Source organism: Bacillus sp. FJAT-29814 (assembly GCF_001510715.1).
In the GTDB taxonomy this organism is placed as follows: domain Bacteria; phylum Bacillota; class Bacilli; order Bacillales; family Cytobacillaceae; genus Neobacillus.
On record NZ_LMTJ01000006.1, the window covers coordinates 182799 to 202647 of the forward strand.

Genomic DNA, 19849 nt, shown 5'->3' on the forward strand with positions numbered 1-19849 from the left:
GCTTACCATCTCGGTCGTCAAACTACCTTATTGGCTACCCATTTCGTCTTCTGCTCTTCATCTCTGTCGCCAATCGACCTTATTGGCTACCCATTTCGTCTTCTACTCTTCATCTCGGTCGCCAATCGAACTTATTGGCTACCCATTTCGTGGTTCAATCTTCATCTCGGTCGCCAATCCACCTTATTGGCTACCCATTTCGCCGTTCGCTCTCCATCTCGGTCGCCAATCACAAACCTAGTCTTCCCTCGGAAACCACAAGGTGATACTTGTCCCTTTTCCGAGTCGGCTTTTTACCTTGATGATGCCTTTATGGGCGTCCATCAGCGCTTTTACAATCGACAAGCCAATCCCGACGCCGCCGGTTTTGCGGTCGCGCGATTTGTCGCCGCGGTAGAAGCGCTCAAAAATATGTGGAATGTCTTCCTCTTTCATGCCGGCACCTTCATCCGCAATCCTAAAACCGACAAAACCTTCCCTATCTGTTGCCACCGAGATGGTCACGCTTTTGCCTTCAGGTGTATACTTCAACGCATTGTTGAGGACATTGGACAGGACCTGCATTAACCTGTCCTTATCAGCGACAAATAATTCCTCATGTTCGGGCTCTTCAATCAAAAGCCCTACACCCTTCTCCTTAAAAATCGGCATGAACATTTCCCATAATGCCGCCAGTACGCTGCCGGCATCTAGCTCGATTTTCTCCAGCCTAATTTGCGGATTTTCTGCAGCAAGCAATTTACCAAGCTCATTAACAAGCCTAACCAAACGCATCAATTCTTCATGACTGGCCTGCAGCCTTGCCGGTGTCGGCTCCCAAATACCGTCCTGGAATGCCTCGATTTGGCTTCTTAATGTGGCCAGCGGTGTCCGCAATTCATGGGCAAGGTCGCCAGTAAATTGCTTCCGGAGCATTTCCTCTTTTGACAGCGACTCGGCCAGATTATTAAACGAAATCGCCAAATGCTTGACCTCTGTCGGCAGGCCTTTCAGAGGAATCCGGATGTCCAAGTTATGCTGCTGTAGTTCATTGGCGGCAAATTGCAGCTTTTGTAGCCCAGAGGTCAATTTTTTTGAAAAAAGCATACTGAACACAATCGCCAGCACGACTGTCAAACAGACTGCCGCAATAATGTAAAACTGAATCGTTTGAATAAACTTATACTCATCATCAATCAGTCCCACGGGGTAGATCGCCACCAGCTTTCCGATGACAGTATTATTCACCCTGAGAGTGTAAGTCTTGGAATGCCACTGTTCATCATTCAGTCCGGGCTCGGTTAACCCCAGGCTGTTCAGCATGCTGCGAATATTCGAGGAGTCCATTTGGATTTGCCCGAACCGGTCGTACAACTGAAAATAAAGCTGATCGCCCATCGCGTATTCGTGAAGCATTGCAAACACCGGATCCTGCGTAAAATGTCCGTGCCTTTGATAATCCTTCTCAATTTCAGTGATAATGCGGTCAACTTTCTTATCCCTATTTCGGTCCAGGTAACTATTAAAGCTTTCCTCAAACCCCCACTGGATAAAAAAGCTGACAAACAGGATCCCGATCATCGAAATCAGAACGAGATAAAAAAGAATCTTAGACCGGAGCGTTTGCAGCATCTAGTACCCCTCCAAATTTGTAGCCCATGCCAAAAACAGTCACAATAAACTCCGGCTGACGTGAATCGGTTTCGATTTTTTTACGAAGATTTTTGATATGGGTATCGACACTGCGTTCATAGCCCTCATAATACATGCCCTCATCCTGAATTTTTTCGAGGAGGTCCATGCGGCTGTAGACACGGCCAGGGTTGGTCGCCATATTGGTTAACAGTTTGTACTCAATTGGGGTAAGGGTTATTAACTGCCCGTTAGCGGTAACTTCTTTTTTCTCTAAGTCGATCGAGAGTTTCCTTCCGTTAAATTCCAGTCGCTCCACTTTTTCAGGTTTCTTAATACGCCTGAGGATGGCTTGGACCCGGACAACTACCTCCCTCGGGCTGAAAGGTTTTGTGATATAGTCATCGGCCCCCATGACAATTCCGTTGATGCGGTCGTCCTCGGCTGATTTGGCTGTTAGCATAATAATCGGCACGTCCGACTCCTTCCGCACAAGGCGGCAAACTTCTTCCCCGGAAATGTCCGGAAGCATTAAATCTAATATAATCAAATCAGGGCTGACGGTTTTTGCTTTTTTCAACGCATCGATTCCATTATCAGCACTGTGAATTTCATAGCCTTCTCTCTCTAAATATGCCTCGAGAACTTCTACAATTCTACGTTCGTCGTCGACTATTAAAATCTTCATCGTAATCACTCCCCATACTATAAATATACCATGCCGGGTCTGTGATTTTTCTAACTTCACAAATTCACCACAAGTTCTTCATAACATCTTCAATCTTTTTCGATAGGATGAAGGTACAGAAGGTGATCACGACGGACCCCCAAGTTTACGTTGTCACCTTCAAGATGCAGTAAGCCATCTTACTCATCCCAAAATACCTCTCTCTTGATATAACGGGTGCTCCGAAATGCGGAGCACTTTTTTCTTTTTGAAAGGTGTATTATATCTGAATGGTCGATTCACTGTGTTCGGAAAAATAAGCGGAGGAATTCCGGCTAAATTGGGAAATACCCATATTTCCTTATAAATAAGGGGAGTTTTTCCGCTTATATGATTCAAATCATTGGGATTTGGCCTATTTAGAGCCGATAGGCGGAATTTCTCCGCTTGTATCGGCTTTCTAAGCTCGTCTTTTTACAATAGCAGGAAAATCTCCGCTTATTTACCTTATAAGCAAAAAAATCAAAATGAATAATAACAGAGCCTTTGAAAAAAAATCCCTACCAAGCGTCACGCTTGGTAGGGATTTTTCCGACCTATTAATCTTTCTTCTTAATTTCATCTGTTAATTGGTCAATGCTGCTTCTAACATTCGCCTTGCCGGAGTAGTTTTCAATCAATTCCTTAACGTCGATGCCGCTGGATGCCTTCAATGACTCCTGGAGGCTCGCCATTAAATTGGTCGCATAGCTGGTAATTTTGTTGGCACCGCCGCCATTTTCACCGGAACCGCCGGTGTCAACAACAGTAATCTTATCGATATTAGAAAGCGGTGCAGCGACCTGCTTCGCGTATTCTGGAAGCATTTTGACGATCATGTCGAGAATCGCAGCCTGGCCGAATTGCTCGAACGCTTCTGCGATTTTTTCCTTCGCTTCCGCTTCAGCAAGACCCTTCATACGAATAACTTCTGCCTCTGATAGACCTTGAGCCTTTTGCGCTTCCGCTTTGGCAAGACCGTCGATACGGACGCGTTCCGCTTCCGCTTTTGCCATCGCTTCAATCCGGTATTTATTCGCTTCGGCCTCGGCGATTTGCTTCGCTTTTTCCGCTTCAGCAGCCTGGATAACCGCATAACGGTCGGCGTCGGCTTTCTTCTTCACTTCGGAATCGTACTGGCGCTCGCGGCGAAGGATTTCTTTTTCCTCGAGCTCAATTTGCTTTTGACGTTCAATAATCTTAACTTGCATTTCTTGCTCGGTAACATCTTGTTTCGCCTTGGCACTTTCAAGATCATAGGCCATATCGGCGCGCGCCTTGGCAATATCCTGCTCGCGGCGGAATTCCGCTATTTTCAATTGGTTCACTTTTTCAGCTTCGGCGATTTCAGTGGCCCGCTCTAATTCAGAACGTTTGGCATCTTTGGCTGCTTCCGCTTTTTTAATCCGGGTTTCTTTATCCGCCTCAGCTGTGGCGATATCAGCATCTCGCTTCACTTGCGCAATCCGCGGCTTACCAAGGGCATCCAGGTAGCCGTTTTTATCACGGACATCTTTGATTGTAAATGATACGATGACAAGTCCCATTTTCGCTAAGTCCTGTGAAGCGACACGTTGAACCTCTTGCGAGAATTTATCACGGTTTTTATAAATTTCTTCGACAGTCATTGAACCAAGGATAGAGCGCAGATGTCCTTCTAAAACTTCCTTCGCTTCATTTTCTCGATCATCCTTCGGCTTGCCAAGAAACTGCTCGGCTGCAGTAGCGATTTCGCTAATCGAGCCGCCTATTTTAATGATCGCGACACCGTCGGCCATTACAGGTACACCTTGCTCCGTGTAGACTTCAGGCGTAGTGACCTCCAGTTTACTCGATAATAAACTTAACGGTTGGGCCTGTTGAAATACTGGTAGGATGAACGTACCGCCACCGCGGATAATTTTGATTTTATTGCCCGCTTCGTCTACTTGCACGTTTTTATTTCCGAGAAAGCTTCCCGTTACAATCAGCGCTTCATCAGGTCCCGCGGTTTTGTACTTAGTTACAAAGACTCCAATCAGTGCAATTAAAATAAGTGCGACAATCCCAATAATGACCCATACAAAATTAAATTCCATCGAACAACCTCCTCTTTCTGTGGTGAATATTTTAGCCGGCAGATTTTTGGTCCACCGAGTACCTCACTATAAAAAGCTTTCCAACTCCTGATTAACGGTTACTTCGAGGACGCCGTTTTTCACCTGGACCACAAGCACCTTGGTGTCGTTCTGAATCGCTTCGCCGTCAAAGCTTTTCGCCGGCTTGGCAATTCTCCCGCTGGCGTTCTCAATGATCACTTCGCCGTATCCGTCGACAGGAATCGGAGTGATGACCTTGCCAATCCGTCCCCTCAGGTCAGATTCTTTGTAAACAAGCGACTCCTCCGCGGAAGACAGCGGTACGAGTATAAATACATTTAATAACGTAACTAGAATAAATGAGATAACTGCGGAGATACCCAAAATAAGCAAATAATGAAGGCTAGATAATCTTTCGAACAAATAACCGCTTGCAGACAAAAAGGTGATAAATGCCAGTATCAGTACCGGGTTTAAGAAGTGAAGGTCACCGGTATCAATATGCAATACATCTGCAAACAGGACATACAAAAACGTCAGGACCCCTGATATAATCAGGGCGTACAAATAAACCGTCACGATTGGTAAGCCGAAAAGTTCCATTCGCATCATTCCTTTTCAAAAATTGTATTTTGGGAAATACAAAGAAAGGTATTTCAGGGGGATTACGCTTTCAAATTAGCATGGTGGCATCTGTCCTTCCCTAGATGCTGTATGGTATGTAATACGAACAAAAACGGGAAAAGTTTCACTTTTTTGTGGGAAAATTATGTTATTTTCCAGGCTATTAGTTTGAAAGCTTCCTATATATCATTATACCTAATCCTTCCAATCTTCGACAGTATCTATTGTATTTTTCACAAAATAATACAAGAGCAATGCCATGCATGAAAAGTTTTTTCACAAAAAAAATGCCCCAGCCTGAAACTAGAGCACCTTACTGTATCATATTCAAAAACTTCCTTGTTCGTTCCTCTTTTGGGTTGGTGAAAATTTCTTCCGGCTTGTTGCGTTCGACAACGACGCCGCCGTCCATGAAAATGACCTCATCAGCGACATCACGGGCAAAGCGCATTTCGTGAGTGACGACAATCATCGTCATGCCCTCTTGCGCCAAGTCTTTCATTACCTTTAAAACCTCGCCGACAAGCTCGGGGTCAAGCGCCGAGGTCGGTTCGTCGAACAGCATGACTTCCGGCTCCATCGCCAACGCACGGGCGATGCCGACACGCTGCTGCTGGCCGCCTGACAATTGCGCAGGATAATAATCCATCTTATCGCCGAGGCCCACCTTTTCAAGCAGTCCTGATGCCTTCTTTCGGGCGGCTTCTTTCGACTCACCCTTAACGATTATTGGGCCCTCCATAACATTTTCGAGCGCCGTCTTATGCGGGAACAGGTTATAGTTTTGAAACACCATTCCGGTTAGACGCCGGAACGAAGCAATATTTTTTTTCGAAACAGCTTTGGAAAAATCAAGGCTCTGACCCTCGATGGAAATGACACCGCTAGTCGGCGTTTCCAGGACATTGAGGCAGCGGAGCATGGTCGTCTTGCCGGAACCGGATGGGCCGATGACAACGACAACCTTTCCTTTATCTACCTGTAGGTCAATACCTTTCAATACCTCAAGCTGACCAAATTGCTTGTGTAATCCTTTAATAGAAATCATTGTAAAAACTCCCTTTTATCGATTGGATTAGAATCGATAAATTATTACACGTAGCGATCCAAGCGACGCTCCATGTATTGCTGCAAAATCGACAGGAAAAAGCAAATGACCCAGTAAATTATCGCAGCCTCTGTATAAACTAGCAAAAATTCATAGTTCCGTGCGGCAATTTCTTGGGCGCGGCGGAACAATTCCGTCACTAGTACAAGTGAGGCAAGTGATGTATCTTTTACTAAGCTAATAAATGAATTCGATAATGGCGGTACAGATACTCTTGCCGCCTGAGGCAGGATAATTCTCCGCAATGCCTGAGTGTATGTCATACCAATAGAATAACCTGCTTCCCATTGCCCTTTCGGAATCGACAGGATGGCGGCGCGGATAATTTCTGACGCATATGCCCCAACGCTCAGCGAAAAACCGATTACCGCTGAAATAAATGGATCAAGTGTAATTCCCACATTCGGCAGCCCGTAGAAAATAATGAATAATTGCACTAACAACGGCGTGCCGCGAATGATGGAAACGTACACGCGGGCAATGCCCTGTAACAGCTTCATATGTGAAATTCGGGCAAGCGCAGTCAACACCGCCAAGATCAATCCAAAAACAAACGAAAGAAGTGTTAACGGGATCGTATTCATAATAGCTCCCTCCAGCATCGGCCAGAGGGAGGTTTTTGCAATATCAATGAGTTTTTCGGCCCGTTCCGGGTCAGTAAAAATACTACTTAAGTACATCTACACCAAACCATTTCTCGGAAATTTTTGTATAGGTACCGTCGTCGACCATTTCCTTTAATGCCTTATTGACAGCATCAACGAGTGTGTCACTGTTCTTTCTGAACAAGAACCCGCTGGCAGAAGCATCGGGACTTGTTGCAGCAATCTTAATCGGCGCATCCGGCTTTTGCTTCATATAATCGAGATAAGCAATTTTATCGTTTATGTGAGTATCAACTCGCTTTTGGCCGAGCAGTTCGACTGCCTGCTGGAAGCCCTCGACTCCGACAAGATTGGCACCGTATTTTTTCGCTATATCTGCGTAGTTACTTGTCAACGATTGAGCAGAATTTAATCCCTTAATGTCTTCAAATGCTTTTACTTTATCGTTATCCTTAGAAACAATCAAAACCGCCGCAGATTTAATATACGGATCTGAAAAATCGTATTTTTTCTGGCGGTCAGGACGGATTCCTACCTGGTTGGCAACCATGTCAAAGCGCTTGGCATCAAGTCCGGCAAACATACCATCCCACTGGGTTTCTTTAAACTCTACCTTTACGCCGATCCGCTTAGCCACTTCTTCAGCTAGCTCAACGTCAAAACCGGTTAATTTACCGCTTGGATCATGGAACGTAAATGGAGCATATGTACCTTCCGTTCCGACAAGAATCTTTCCGTCATCCTTAACCTTGGCCAGTAAATTCTTATTATCAGCCTTTTCAGCTGTCTTGTTATCTTCTTTCTTTTCATCCTTTTTCGCATCATCCTTGCCGCATGCCGCCAATACGAGCATGAAGCTAAGCAATAACGCAAATAATAGTGAAAGTTTTTTCATCGTTGAACCTCCTATATCCAATTCTCAGTTGTCTTATCGGTTTTTAATATTATTACAATAGTTCTTCTCTGTCAAAAGAAATATTTCTTAGTTATTTTTCCCTTTTTTAAAAAATAAAAACCTATCGAAAAAAAATCGATAGGCTAAGCAGATAATGCCTTCTTTTGTTTGACGATTGTACGCTTTTTCAAAATCGGGCGGCAGAACAAGATGCCGCTCGCAATTAGCAGGACGCCTAAGCCAAACGTTTTGAGATCTGCCGTTCCGGCAATGATGACCCATGTCGAATAGAGGGTGGCGATCAGAGCGATGATCCCGTCGGTGATTCTGGCTTTGTTGCCTGTATATGTTTCGCCGGTTACGACAAGCTTTAATTGGTAAACCGATGAAATGAAGTATGGGACCAGATACGCCAATGTTGCAATGACAATGATAAAGTCAAAGGCGCCGGAAATCGATTTCGATATTGTTGAAAAAACAAAGATTTGCGCCAATCCGTTCGTTAACAGCAGCGAAAAGGACGGCATGCCCTTTTTATTTTCTTTTAAAAATGCTGGCAGGAACAGTCCTTGCTTCGCCGCTTGGTATGGGACCTCCGCACTTAGCATGACCCAGCCGATGGTTGAACCGAATAAGCTGATCAATCCAACAGCCGCCAATACCTTACCGCCAAGCGGGCCCAATACGGTTTGAATCGCATCGATTAACGGTTTATCCGACTGAATTAAGGTGTTTTGGTCAAGCATCCCCATTGCGAGGGTGCTGATGCCGATATAGATGGCCAACACGATAAATAAGCCAAGTATCGTGGCGCGCTTTACATCGATTTGTTTTTTGGCACGGCCGGCAAACACCATCGCCGACTCGATCCCGATAAACGCCCATAATGTATTAACTGCTGCATTGTTAACCTGTGACATCATGCCAATCGCCTGCCCCGCTTCATCAAATCTGGCAGCGGTAAACGGCATGATATTACTTTTTTGGAAGGCAAACAAACCGACAATAATAAACAGGAAGAAGCCGACCACTTTTGCCGCTGTGGCCACAAAGTTTAGTCTTCCGGCACTTTCCATGCCGCGCAAAATGATAAAGTGAATCCCCCATAAAAGTGCAGTGCAAATGATAAAGGTTAAACCGTTTCCTACTTTAACCGTGAAACTACCGATGGTAAACCATGGCGTTGCGCTCGTTAAGATTGGAAAGAACGTCGATAAATAGCTGGCGAAAGTGGTAATGACCGCGACAATCCCTGCCAAGTTCCCGACCCAATAACCCCAAGAGGACATAAAACCTGATAATTTCGAAGCCGTAGAACCTTGTTTAAAAAGTGCACTGGCATAAATTTGCGGGCCGCCCGTCAAGTTCGGCTTGCGAATCGCCAAATTGCCGAACACCAACGCAATTGTCAACACGCCAAAACCGGTAAACAGCCACGCCGAGATGACACCAGCAGGACTCGCTGCCTCCGATAACGACCTTGGCAGCATGAAAATGCCTGATCCAACCATATTTCCTACGACTAATGCCGTTAATACCCAAAAACCCAATTTATTTGATTTCCCCATGATGTAAGCCCCTCTCGATGAGCACCATTTACTTTAGTATGCTAATATAATAAAGCCTCCTACAAGTACCTGTCAATTGAAAATTTTACCTTGCTAAAGTATTAGAGAATTAAAATAATTGTGCAAAAAAATGCGACCCAATGACGGGTCACATGACAGCAAACTTTGATCTTTTCTTGTTTCTACCCTTCATGGCAGGCTCCTGATAGAATCCAGTCATTTCAATAACAGATCCGATCACCACTTCTTGCTCAAATTCTTCAAAAACTGGCTTAATCGAAATCAGCAGTGTTTTATCAAGATGTTCCATTTCAAAAACCGTTTTATCTTGAAGGTTTAGCGCCAATTGGCAATATTCATGGATAATGGTAGGGTTCGCGGCGAAAACTTCCTTGAGCGGCCTCCCGATTAATTCATCTTTTTCAATATGCAGCTGCTGGAGCAATTCGCCCGCCCCATAAGTAAAGACAAACTGATTGCCCTTCTTGGCCGCTTTGAAAATAAACCCGGGCAGGTCGTTAATCAGCTTTTGATGTTCCATTTCGGCGCGCTCGAACTCGCCTTTTTTAAAATAAAAACCCTTCAGTATATAATAGAAGCCAATCGCCTTGAAAATATGGCCTGTAAAATTATCGAGGTCAAATACACTACGGTAAATGGTAAAAATCAAGCTGGTTAAAAGCAGGAAAAACAGTGCGAGCGCAATCGCCAGCTTTGTTTCACTTCTCTCCATGTGGTATTTGTAGAGCGTGAAAATGAGCGCGAGAAACTGCACGAAGCAGACGAAATATTCAATTCCGTTTTTTAATAGAGTCGTCCCCTTCCCCTCAATCACCAGAAGAGGGAGGCTTTTTTCAAAAGTAAAGACGACTGTTCCAATGGCACCGATCATTAGGAAAGCCAATAGATACATCGGAAAGCGGTAATCCTTTTTTAATTTCCAATTTGGAAGCACCAGAATGGCTAAAATCAACACGGCTTGAATGGCTCGTGCGGATACCCAGAACCAGGTTGCTTTGGCCACCGAGCTTTCAGTGAGGAAAAACGGCATTCCTTTGAATGTTAAGGTATGGAGCATATCCAATGTTCCAACAACCAAAAAGGTAAACGACAGCAGCAGCATTTGACTTGACCCGGATTTTCCGTAGTTTTTCAATCCATATAGCATGATGGCGGATGATGTCGAGATGCTGAAGCTTTCAAGCAGGGTATGGAAGCCAACATAATTATTAGGGTTATAAAAGGTATTGATTTGCTCTTGGAACAAATGGATGCCAAGTAGCAAAACGATGGCCATCGTTGAATAAACAAGAAATTTCCCTTCCGTTAATTGCGACTTCATCATCAACACCACCTCTATTTACCAGAGTTTTTCCTGATTTTATTATAGACCCGAAAAAGCCTGTATCACGGCTATATTTATAGAATTTTTGTGAATATTTTAAATACGTTTCACTCTTTGGCCATGGCTTGTTTGATTATGGCGATTTGCTCGTATTTTTCCTCTTCGTTTTTTAAAGGGGTAGCCCCGTACACTGGCACGACTTGAAAAAAGCCTTTGTCCGTTCTAGTCACAGCCAATAAATACATTTGCTTTTCTTTTAAGATAAGGGTATTTTCATAGGTTTCCAAGTACAGTTTCCCGTGCTTTTTGTAATACCCGCCCTCTTGGTTGACGGTGATGTCGCCCATTAAGGCCCCCTTAATATTTTGAGTGATCATGACTTTAAATTGGGTATTATGGCGACCGTTGTAGGGTTCACGTCCTGTTTCCGTTACCACTTCACCAATGAAAATATGGTCGACGGCGTTGACCATATTTTCCGTATTTTTGTAGTTTTCTTTAAAAGGGTAAGGTTTATTTATTACGATTGCAGATTCCTTTGAATCCAGCAGTATCGTGAAATATTTAATACTAAATAATCCTGCAGCTAGCAGAAACACACCGGTGATGATTACGAGCTTTTTCATGAGTAAAGCCGCCTTCTATCGAAAATTTTACTTTTGATTTTCATTATAAACCCGCTTTGATCGTGAGTGTTTTAATGGTTGTGAACGTTTATGGAAGAATTTTTGGAAAAATAACGACGGGCTGGGAATATGGGATAATTGAAAAATGGTAATTGCTGCTTTAAAGGTTTATTGGAGCAGTACTCGGGAAAATACCGGTGGTCGACTGCTCCAATAACGTCCATTGGCGTAGTGGACGGGGAAAATTTAGCCTCCTACTCCTCCAATGGGACTGCCTGTTTTTGTTGAGGACACTTTGCTTTAACTTTCACACTCTTCTGTCCTCTATCACCCTTATTGAGGACACTTCACTTCAATTTCTCCTATGTTCTGTCCTCTAACCACCTTATCCAAATCCGCACTCTCAATTTGAGGATCTTTAACATTTAAAAGGGCCGCCCCGAGCAAGGCAGCCCCCCAAAAATACTCACTTCCACCACTCGTCAAACATTGAGGCAGGAAGTCTTCGTTTGTGTTCGCTCATCATATAGCGTTTTTCGACCTTCTCGGCAACCTCTGGCGAGACGGTTTTTCCCTCTAGGTAATCGTCAAGTTCATCATAGGTGATTCCAAGTTCGGTTTCATCGGCTTGGCCCGGTTTTTGATCGAGCAAATCGGCGGTCGGCACCTTTAAATACAAACGCTCTTCGGCACCGAGCTCTTTCAGCAGCGCCTTTCCCTGCCGTTTCGTCAACCCCGTCAATGGCAAAACGTCGGCCCCGCCGTCGCCATATTTCGTATAAAACCCAGTCACCGCTTCGGCCGCATGGTCCGTCCCAATCACAAGAAGACCCTCCATGCCACCGACTGCGTACTGGGCAATCATCCGCATCCGTGCCTTTACGTTCCCTTTTTGATAATCGCTTAATGGCTGGCCCGGAGCAGTTGCATCATACTCCTTTTGCACCTCATCGACAGCCGCTTTGATATTAAACACCATTTCCTTGTCAGCCTGAATAAACGCAATCGCCTTCTTGGCATCGTCCTCATCCTTCTGGACACCGTATGGAAGCCTCACAGCTATAAATGTCGCGTCAGTTCCCTCACGACGCAGTTCCTCCACGGCCATCTGCGCCAGTCGTCCTGCCAGTGTAGAATCCTGTCCGCCGCTGATGCCTAATACATAGCCTTTGGCCTTCGTTTTTAACAAATAATTTTTTAAAAAATCTACTCGCTTGCGAATCTCATCCTTCGGTTCAATCGAAGGGGAAACGTTTAACTCCTTGATAATCCTCTCCTGAAAACTCATCGACCTGAGGCCCCCCTTATTTAACAACTTCTTTATTGTTAATGTACCACAATCACTTTATTTTCACTAAAGATAGGGTTAAATTATAACGAGGAGGTTTTGAAAAATGGACGCAAAAACATGCAATGAATCACGGGTGGTCCGAACGAGCCGGGTGTTCCCGAACGACGTCAATAACCATAACACGCTGTTTGGCGGCAAGCTGATGAGCGATATAGACATGGTGGCATCAATTTCAGCAACAAGGCATTCGAGAAAAGGGATTGTCACAGCCTCAACTGATTCCGTTGATTTTCTTCACCCGATCACTCAACAGGATTCGGTATGTATCGAATCGTTTATCACTTGGACCGGCACTTCATCGATGGAGGTGTTTGTCAAAGTCATTGCCGAAAACCTATTAACTGGTAACCGAAAAATTGCCGCAACGGCATTTTTAACCTTCGTTGCCCTTGATGAACACGGCAAACCAACCCAAGTACCGAAAATCATCCCGGAAACAGAAGAGGAAAAAAAGCTGTTCGAAACGGGACAAGAACGTGCAGAGAAGCGTAAGTTACACCGCAAAAGCAGCAAGGAACTAGCGGCTTATTTTACCACAATTAAGCCTTGGGAATAGGAAAAATTTCAGCAAAACAAGAAGGTGGTTCGCGGCCATCAAACCGCGAACCTAGTCTATTTTTTGAAGGTCCCTCCTGCTTGGCGCCTGGGGCGGTTCTTGGAACCAGCCGCGGTCCATCATGATATCTACCCCTTTGGCGGAATACAGCAGAATCTCTGCAATGTATTTTTGGTAATGCATCACCAAATCAGACCTCATTGACAGCGACAGAGCGTGGCCGAGCAGGGTAATGTCAATACCATTCAGAGAATGGAAAAGGGTGACGACCAGACGGTGAGAAAATGGACAGACAGTTGAGTCCGTCACCTCTATGTTGGTCGAAATGTTGCCCAACAGTTCCTCTTTCATCAAAATATTAGTAAAGGTTCTAATTTGATACTCGGATATTTTTTTCCCTTGCTTTATGAAGGCATGGATTTCCTTGTCCTTAATAACTTGGAGCAAGCCCATACAAAGCAAAGTAGAAAAGTAGTTTCGTTCGATATTGAAAAAAATCTCGGTGATTTCGGCGACGTTTACCGGCCGCTTTTTTCCTAAGCCGCTAAGGTAGGAGAGCTTTTCCGCATATTCCACTTTGGTCGGATAAGGAATCATTGGAGGTCGGTCATATAAGCCTTTCTTTAGTAATAACTCCGTGGATTCCTGGTATAAAACCGTGGATTCCTGAACCATTATCACGAAAAAATCAAGCACATCTTTACGGGCAACATTTGCGGTAATAAAGCCCGTGTTAATCATTGATAGCCTGCTCATCATGTACACTAAGGTTAGCCCGAACATATCATAAAATAATGGCGGGGCTGATAAATCAAGGTCATCCTCAGAAAAACCTACCGGCACAGCAATGCCCTCCGCATTACAAATGCCGGTTATTTTTTCAAGATGGCCATTTGAAATCTGATAGGCCTGCTGGTAAATAGTCTTTAAGTCATCATCCTGATTATGATGTTGGAAATAGGTGAGCAAGCAAACGGTCATGCTCTCTTGTAGATAGGCCGCCCAAAGACCGGCGATTTCTGAACTCGATAACCTAATGTTGCGCTCAACCATCACATATGCCCCCTAAAACATTCTCTATGTGTAGATTTCCAAACATTTACCTGAGATATTCTCAGGTATCATTTATTGGGTTTTGGTTTCAGCAGGTTCCTTTTCTCCCTGCCAAGTCATTACTCCGTCTTCTTCGTCAATCTCAATTTTGACATCGGCCACGCCGTTTTCTGCAAATATTTTTTCATGTAGGCGGTCTTTAATGTCATCTGCCTCCGCAACTGTCAGACTCGGGTCGATTTCAATTTCCAGCTCGACATGCAAATCCTCGCCTTCCTTTATGACGGTAATTTCCTGGATATCCTTGACATCCGGATCCGCCATCACCATGGCACCGATTTTGCTTTCCATTTCTTCGTCCGCCTGACCGATCACTCCTGCGGCATTGTCCAAAAACACTCTACCCACTACAAAAAACATCATAAGCCCAATCAATATAGAGGCAATCCCCTCGAGCCGATGGTAGTCAGTAAAATGGGCGATTACTACAGCAAGAATGGCTAATACACCGCCCGAGGTAGCAACCAGATCCTCCATGAACACTAACTTGGTTGCCGGTTTTGCCCTGCCTAAATGGGCAAAACTTTTTACAAAAACAGTCGGTCCGCTTACTTCTTTGCCAACTTCATGGAGCACCTCCTTCATCGCTTTGTAAAGGACAAAGGTTTCCAACAGGGTCGCAATTCCCAGCACAATAAGGTTGATGATGAAACCGCCCGACTTGGTAGGATGAAGGACATGATGGTACCCTTCTCGGATGGTTTCAAACGCCATGATTCCGACGATTAATACTGCGCCTAGCAGAACCAGATTAACCAGCCTACCAAATCCGTTTGGGAATTTTTCCGTCGGGGCCTTTTTGCTTAATGCTGATCCAAAGAACACAAAAAATTGGTTTGCCGCATCCCCCAAGCTGTGCATCGTCTCAGCAAACATCGCAACATTCCCAGTAAACATATAGGCGACCCCTTTTATGATAGCAATAACCGTATTGACAATCGCCGCAAGCATCGCCGATCGATTTCCACGTTTCAATAATTCAAAAATTTCTCCCATTGTATCCCCGTTCCTTTAATTGAATTTGCTAACCTTAATATTTTCTTTATTGGAACGATGAATACAGGTAAGGGAATATTTCCATTATCATGAAAATATGAGAAGGGGTCGACTGCGATATTAGGAGGAAAGATGGATACGTATGAGAATTCATAGGAGTAATAGGCGGAGAATTTCCGGCTATTGTATATTGGCGAGGCTTAAGAAGCAGATATAAACGGAGAATTTCCGATTAACTACTCTAAATTAGACAAAATTCATTCATTTTGATGATATAAGCGGAAAAACTCCCCTTATTTTCAGGGAAATATGGGTATTTCCCAATTTAACCGGAATTTCTCCGTTTATTTTTCACACACATGGAAGGCTTTGTTGGGGGTAAATCTTAGTTTTCCACTAACTTCCCTACTAGAATATACCTGTCGGGTGCCGGTCCGACAAAATCGAATGGATAGCAAGTAATTAGGGTCATGGCTGCATAGTCATATGGGACAATTACGGTACGGTCATTTTTGTCAACAATTCTCTGTTCCGAAATTTGATAAGTAAAGGTTCCAGCCTTCGTCTCGATTGTGACCAAATCTCCGACACCAACTTTAGCAAGCTCTTTGAACACCGTATCCCGGTGTCCGGCGAGTACGGTATTATCTGGTTCTCCCGGCAGCACACTTCCAAAATAATGGCCAACACCTTTTGCCAGCTCTTCTTGGTCCGAGCCTTGAATAAGAGGAAATTCCTTTTTTATTTTTGGAATAATAATCTTCCCAAAAACCTCCCCTTTTTCAGGCGGTGTCGAGTAAAGTGGTTGTGCAACTTCATTATTGAATTCAGTACTTGCCACGGCTGCTGTAATAGGTTCCTCATTGCCTATGCTCGGTGTCGATGCCACCTGATGCGATAAGTCCTTTTGCTCCTCCCACTCATTCAGCGATGCTTCAACTTGATTTTGTGATAAGTAAATTTGATATACACAGTAGGAAGCAAAAAAAAGTGAGGAAAGGAAAATGGCCAGCAGAGCCCAGAAATAAAATCTGCGTTTCATTATCGTTCCCTCACCTTCAAATTTACTTTGTTATTGCTTTCTGAATTTAAATAAGGTTGCAGCCGATCCGACCGCTAAAAATCCACTTAATAGTAACCAGTTCATCCAAGGCCCTGCGGTATCTGGCAGTTTTCCGCCGGAAACTGTTTTTGTTACGTTATGGACTGTTCCTTCGTTATTTGTTGCTGGTTGCTGCGCATTGTTGGAGCCTGGTTGTTGTGCGTTGTTACCTGTTCCCGGATCTTTAGTGTCCGGATTTTGGGCACCTGGTTCTTGGGTTCCTGGATTTTCAGTTCCTGGGTCCCCAGTTCCCGGATTTTCAGTTCCTGGATCCCCTGTTCCTGGATCCCCATTCCCCGGATCTTCAGTTCCTGGATCCCCATTCCCCGGATCCCCATTCTGAGTAAATTCAACCTTATAAACCAATGTGCCATTCCCCTCATTATTTTGGGCTGGCGGGTCGTTAACAAACTCCTTTTCCGATTTATCGGTTATGATCACTACAGTTAAAGAAACTGGTTTATTTGGGACCTGTTTATCCAAATTAAATTGTTTGTTTTCTGCATTTTGTGGAGTGAGCTCATCTTCTAGCTCATCTGAGGTTTCTGTTAACTTGTATTTAATGAAAACTTTAGATATTTTACCTTCAAAACCAGAAATCATGACCTTAATAGAATGTCCCTGCGTTGCATAAGAAGAATTATAAGCTGTAAAAACACTCCCTATGACGATTACTGTCATCAGAAAAAACCTTAGTAACTGAGCAATTTTTTTCATTTCATTCTCCTCCTAATAGATATATATTTTTCTTAATAAAGCACATTCACTATATCGAACGACGAAGTAAAAAAAATTACACACAAATTAAAATCACAATGAAACCAGCATAACCTCCTAATATTTTGTTCTGTATAAAGAACTATATTTTTAGTATATCCTAATTTCCCATGTAAATAAAGAATATTTAACTATTTTTTCACTATTTAGAACAAAATGTGAGCTATTGGAATACAGCTGTGAGATGTCTTGAAAGCGAAGAAGGGAACGTGGAAGTGATAAAATAAAAAGACCCCCAACCAAAATGCGGGGGCCCCTAATTAAATAATTCGGTTATAGATTTCTCAACACCATATACAACCGGCTGGTCCGTTCACCCTTTTCTTCCTCGGATGCCAAGTCATATTTTTTCAATAAGTGAAACACTTCATTAAGGATATCCTGGGTGTGTTCCTTGGCGAAAAACGCTTCAAATAACGGCACCATATCCTCCGGCAAAAATGGCTTTTGCGACTCGTATTTCTTTTGAACATCCTCATGGGTATGATCCAGCTTGCATTCACTCATGAAAAAATCCTCCTAATACTCTTGATAACCATAGCATACCATTTTTCCGTCCAAACAAAAAAGCCCCGAATAAGGGCTTTACGTTTTCTTCGTCTCCGTAACTTCCAGAACATCCAGCATAAACACGAACACCGGAATCCCGATGATCAATCCCCAGACGCCGAAGAAGTGCTCGGAGAAAATCAACACTATGAATGTATAGAATACAGGAAGATTGGTTTTCGAACTCATTAAGTTTGGATTCAAAATGTACGCCTCAATTGCATGAATGATGGCAATCGCGATTCCCACGTACAGAACCTTGATAAAACCGCCAATACTATAAGCAATAATCGTCAGTGGGATCAACGAAATGATAACTCCAGCAACCGGGATCAAGCCTAATATGAAAATCATGATGGATAAACCGCCAAGCTGTGGAAAATCCATCAACCATAAGGCCAATGTGGTCAGCACACAGTTGACAACCGCTATGATAATCTGAGCCTCAATGACTTTACCGAACGTTCTAACGAATTTTTGTGCAAAGAATTCAATTTCTACATAAATTGAAGCGACCTTGCTTGTTCTGAACTTCCTGGTAAATTCAATCAAACGCGGTTTTTCCAATAAGAAGAATAAACTTAGCAATAGTCCCAGCAGGACCTGCAAGCTAATCTTGCTGATATCGGTCGCATATCTGAATAAAACAGTTACCCCCTGTTCGAGGTAGCTTGAGATTTTTTCCTCATTAATTTGGCCGATTATATAATTCAACACCACATTATCATGCTTCGATGTATAAAAAGCTGTCAGCTGCCTAATTAACTGGGTAATCTCACTTACAATCATCGGCAGGTACATGACCAAAGCATAGGAAAGCAATCCGACAATTACGGCATACGATATCAGGACCAGCAGCCTGCGATTTAGCGGGATTTTCCGTTCAATAAATTGGACAAGCCGGTCCATTAGGAAGGTAAAAATGAACGTAAGCAATATTAAATTGATCATCGACCGCATCGCATATAATGCAATCCCGACGAACACAAAGATTAAAATCCTTTTGAAACTGCTGCTTTGAAAGAGTTTATTTATCATCGGCAATTATCAAACCCCATTATTCTGACTATAATCCACCCATTCAGTGAAATTACATGTTTATTATAACAAATTAAAAAGGAAATTTCCCATATAGAGTATGATTAAAATTGGACAGGAACCATCGAGCTGTCAATCGCTTTGAGTTCAAATCCCTGCTGCTTTAAATAATCGAGCAGCTTCGGCAAATGGGCAAGTGTTTCCTTTCTCTCATGAAGCAAAATGACAAATGGGCCGGAATGATTGGCCTTAGCATTCATTTGTTCTATGACTGCATTGACATAGCGTTCATCTTTATAATACCAATCCTTGCTATCGATATTCCAATCCCACATTTGATATCCGTTAGCGGTGACTGCAGCTTTGTATTCATCCTTCATATAAGGCGCGCTGCCATATGGGGTTCGCATCAAATGCGATTCGATACCTGAGATTTCAAGAAGCGTATTACGGTTTTGGTCTAATTCTCCCAAAACAGAATTGGTTGAAGCATAAAATGTATTCTTCTGGTGAGACACACTATGCAGCCCAACTGATTGCCCCGAGTCAACCATTAATTTAACCGCATCAGGATACCTTCTTATATTCCCGTCAATCATAAAAAACGTTGCTTTGGCATTGTATTGTTCCAACAGTGCGATAATATCCCCGCTAAATGGCGCCGGGCCATCATCGAAGGTCAGATAAACAGTTTTATTGCTTTCAGCTGGTTGTGTCCCAGCAGGTTGAGATTGATTACCATTGGTTTCAGACGGCGTTGTTTGAGGAGCAGTGGCATTAGAATCAGGCGGTGCTGCGGCTGTTTCAGATGTTGTGGTATCCGTGCTTTCACGAGATGAAGCCATCGCCTTTTCCTGATGTTTGCGATGCAGTTCCTTCTCAGGCTTTTCATTAAGATAGTTGGCCGCTACAGCCTTTTTGATATTTTCATTGTTTTTATGATTAGTAGTTTCTTCGGCGGCATTGGCCTTGAAGTAGTTTGTCACAAGTACGGCAGTAAACAAGACGACAATCGTGACAGCAAGTGCGATCGCACCTTTGACCTGTCTTCTCTGCTTAAGTTTCCCCATTATTCCATCCCTCTTTGTTGATTTTATTTCCTTCCTCATTATAGACGAAAATTCGACCGTTGTGTTTCATATCTATTAAAAATATTACAATTCTATTAAAAAATAAGTCAGAATAGTAGAATATCAGACAA

General features: G+C 43.5%; 19 protein-coding genes. 1 reads left to right on the forward strand and 18 read right to left on the reverse strand.

Features of this window, described 5'->3' with window-relative positions:
- Window positions 1–237: 237 nt before the first annotated feature.
- The 11 genes from AR334_RS17720 to nadE form a co-directional block, all read right to left on the reverse strand.
- A complete protein-coding gene (locus tag AR334_RS17720) occupies window positions 238–1611 on the reverse strand; it encodes an ATP-binding protein (RefSeq protein ID WP_066314351.1) in 1374 nt (457 codons plus the stop codon).
- On the reverse strand, window positions 1589–2299 hold the full coding sequence (locus tag AR334_RS17725; RefSeq protein WP_066314353.1) for a response regulator transcription factor: 711 nt from the start codon (window positions 2297–2299) through the stop codon (window positions 1589–1591). The genes AR334_RS17720 and AR334_RS17725 overlap by 23 nt, the downstream gene beginning before the upstream one ends.
- Window positions 2300–2877: 578 nt before the next feature.
- Entirely contained in the window at window positions 2878–4395 is a 1518-nt protein-coding gene (locus AR334_RS17730) for a flotillin family protein (protein ID WP_066314354.1), read from the reverse strand.
- A gap of 66 nt (window positions 4396–4461) precedes the next feature.
- Window positions 4462–4998 (reverse strand): NfeD family protein, encoded by a 537-nt coding sequence (locus tag AR334_RS17735; RefSeq protein WP_066314359.1) that lies wholly within the window; start codon window positions 4996–4998, stop codon window positions 4462–4464.
- A gap of 334 nt (window positions 4999–5332) precedes the next feature.
- Entirely contained in the window at window positions 5333–6067 is a 735-nt protein-coding gene (locus tag AR334_RS17740) for an amino acid ABC transporter ATP-binding protein (RefSeq protein ID WP_066314363.1), read from the reverse strand.
- Window positions 6068–6111: 44 nt separating this feature from the next.
- Window positions 6112–6807: an amino acid ABC transporter permease gene (locus tag AR334_RS17745; protein WP_066314365.1), complete on the reverse strand. Its 696-nt coding sequence runs from the start codon at window positions 6805–6807 to the stop codon at window positions 6112–6114.
- The gene (locus tag AR334_RS17750) at window positions 6794–7627 is read right to left on the reverse strand and encodes an amino acid ABC transporter substrate-binding protein (protein ID WP_066314367.1); all 834 of its coding nucleotides are present in this window, start codon (window positions 7625–7627) and stop codon (window positions 6794–6796) included. The genes AR334_RS17745 and AR334_RS17750 overlap by 14 nt, the downstream gene beginning before the upstream one ends.
- A 143-nt stretch (window positions 7628–7770) precedes the next feature.
- Window positions 7771–9195: an amino acid permease gene (locus AR334_RS17755; RefSeq protein WP_066314368.1), complete on the reverse strand. Its 1425-nt coding sequence runs from the start codon at window positions 9193–9195 to the stop codon at window positions 7771–7773.
- A 148-nt stretch (window positions 9196–9343) separates the two neighbouring features.
- Window positions 9344–10540 (reverse strand): MASE3 domain-containing protein, encoded by a 1197-nt coding sequence (locus tag AR334_RS17760; protein ID WP_082693000.1) that lies wholly within the window; start codon window positions 10538–10540, stop codon window positions 9344–9346.
- Between the two features lie 107 nt (window positions 10541–10647).
- Window positions 10648–11166: a hypothetical protein gene (locus AR334_RS17765; protein ID WP_066314373.1), complete on the reverse strand. Its 519-nt coding sequence runs from the start codon at window positions 11164–11166 to the stop codon at window positions 10648–10650.
- 466 nt (window positions 11167–11632) lie between these two features.
- Window positions 11633–12454, reverse strand: a complete 822-nt coding sequence (nadE, locus tag AR334_RS17770; protein WP_066314376.1) for an ammonia-dependent NAD(+) synthetase — start codon at window positions 12452–12454, stop codon at window positions 11633–11635.
- Between the two features lie 106 nt (window positions 12455–12560).
- On the opposite strand from nadE, the gene AR334_RS17775 reads away from it, so the two are divergent.
- The gene (locus tag AR334_RS17775) at window positions 12561–13073 is read left to right on the forward strand and encodes an acyl-CoA thioesterase (RefSeq protein ID WP_066314378.1); all 513 of its coding nucleotides are present in this window, start codon (window positions 12561–12563) and stop codon (window positions 13071–13073) included.
- Window positions 13074–13124: 51 nt separating this feature from the next.
- On the opposite strand, the gene AR334_RS17780 is transcribed toward AR334_RS17775, so the two are convergent.
- From AR334_RS17780 to AR334_RS17810, 7 genes are all read right to left on the reverse strand, one after another.
- Entirely contained in the window at window positions 13125–14126 is a 1002-nt protein-coding gene (locus AR334_RS17780; RefSeq protein WP_066314384.1) for a DUF3231 family protein, read from the reverse strand.
- A gap of 72 nt (window positions 14127–14198) precedes the next feature.
- Complete coding sequence (locus tag AR334_RS17785) at window positions 14199–15182, reverse strand: cation diffusion facilitator family transporter (RefSeq protein WP_066314386.1); 984 nt, start codon at window positions 15180–15182, stop codon at window positions 14199–14201.
- Between the two features lie 385 nt (window positions 15183–15567).
- Window positions 15568–16224: a class D sortase gene (locus tag AR334_RS17790; protein ID WP_066314391.1), complete on the reverse strand. Its 657-nt coding sequence runs from the start codon at window positions 16222–16224 to the stop codon at window positions 15568–15570.
- A 30-nt stretch (window positions 16225–16254) separates the two neighbouring features.
- Complete coding sequence (locus AR334_RS29550) at window positions 16255–17001, reverse strand: hypothetical protein (protein WP_066314393.1); 747 nt, start codon at window positions 16999–17001, stop codon at window positions 16255–16257.
- Between the two features lie 333 nt (window positions 17002–17334).
- Window positions 17335–17568, reverse strand: coding sequence for a group-specific protein (locus AR334_RS17800; protein WP_066314395.1), 234 nt, complete (start codon window positions 17566–17568; stop codon window positions 17335–17337).
- A 78-nt stretch (window positions 17569–17646) separates the two neighbouring features.
- On the reverse strand, window positions 17647–18648 hold the full coding sequence (locus AR334_RS17805) for an AI-2E family transporter (RefSeq protein ID WP_066315368.1): 1002 nt from the start codon (window positions 18646–18648) through the stop codon (window positions 17647–17649).
- A 104-nt stretch (window positions 18649–18752) separates the two neighbouring features.
- The gene (locus AR334_RS17810; protein ID WP_066314399.1) at window positions 18753–19718 is read right to left on the reverse strand and encodes a polysaccharide deacetylase family protein; all 966 of its coding nucleotides are present in this window, start codon (window positions 19716–19718) and stop codon (window positions 18753–18755) included.
- Window positions 19719–19849 lie beyond the last annotated feature (131 nt).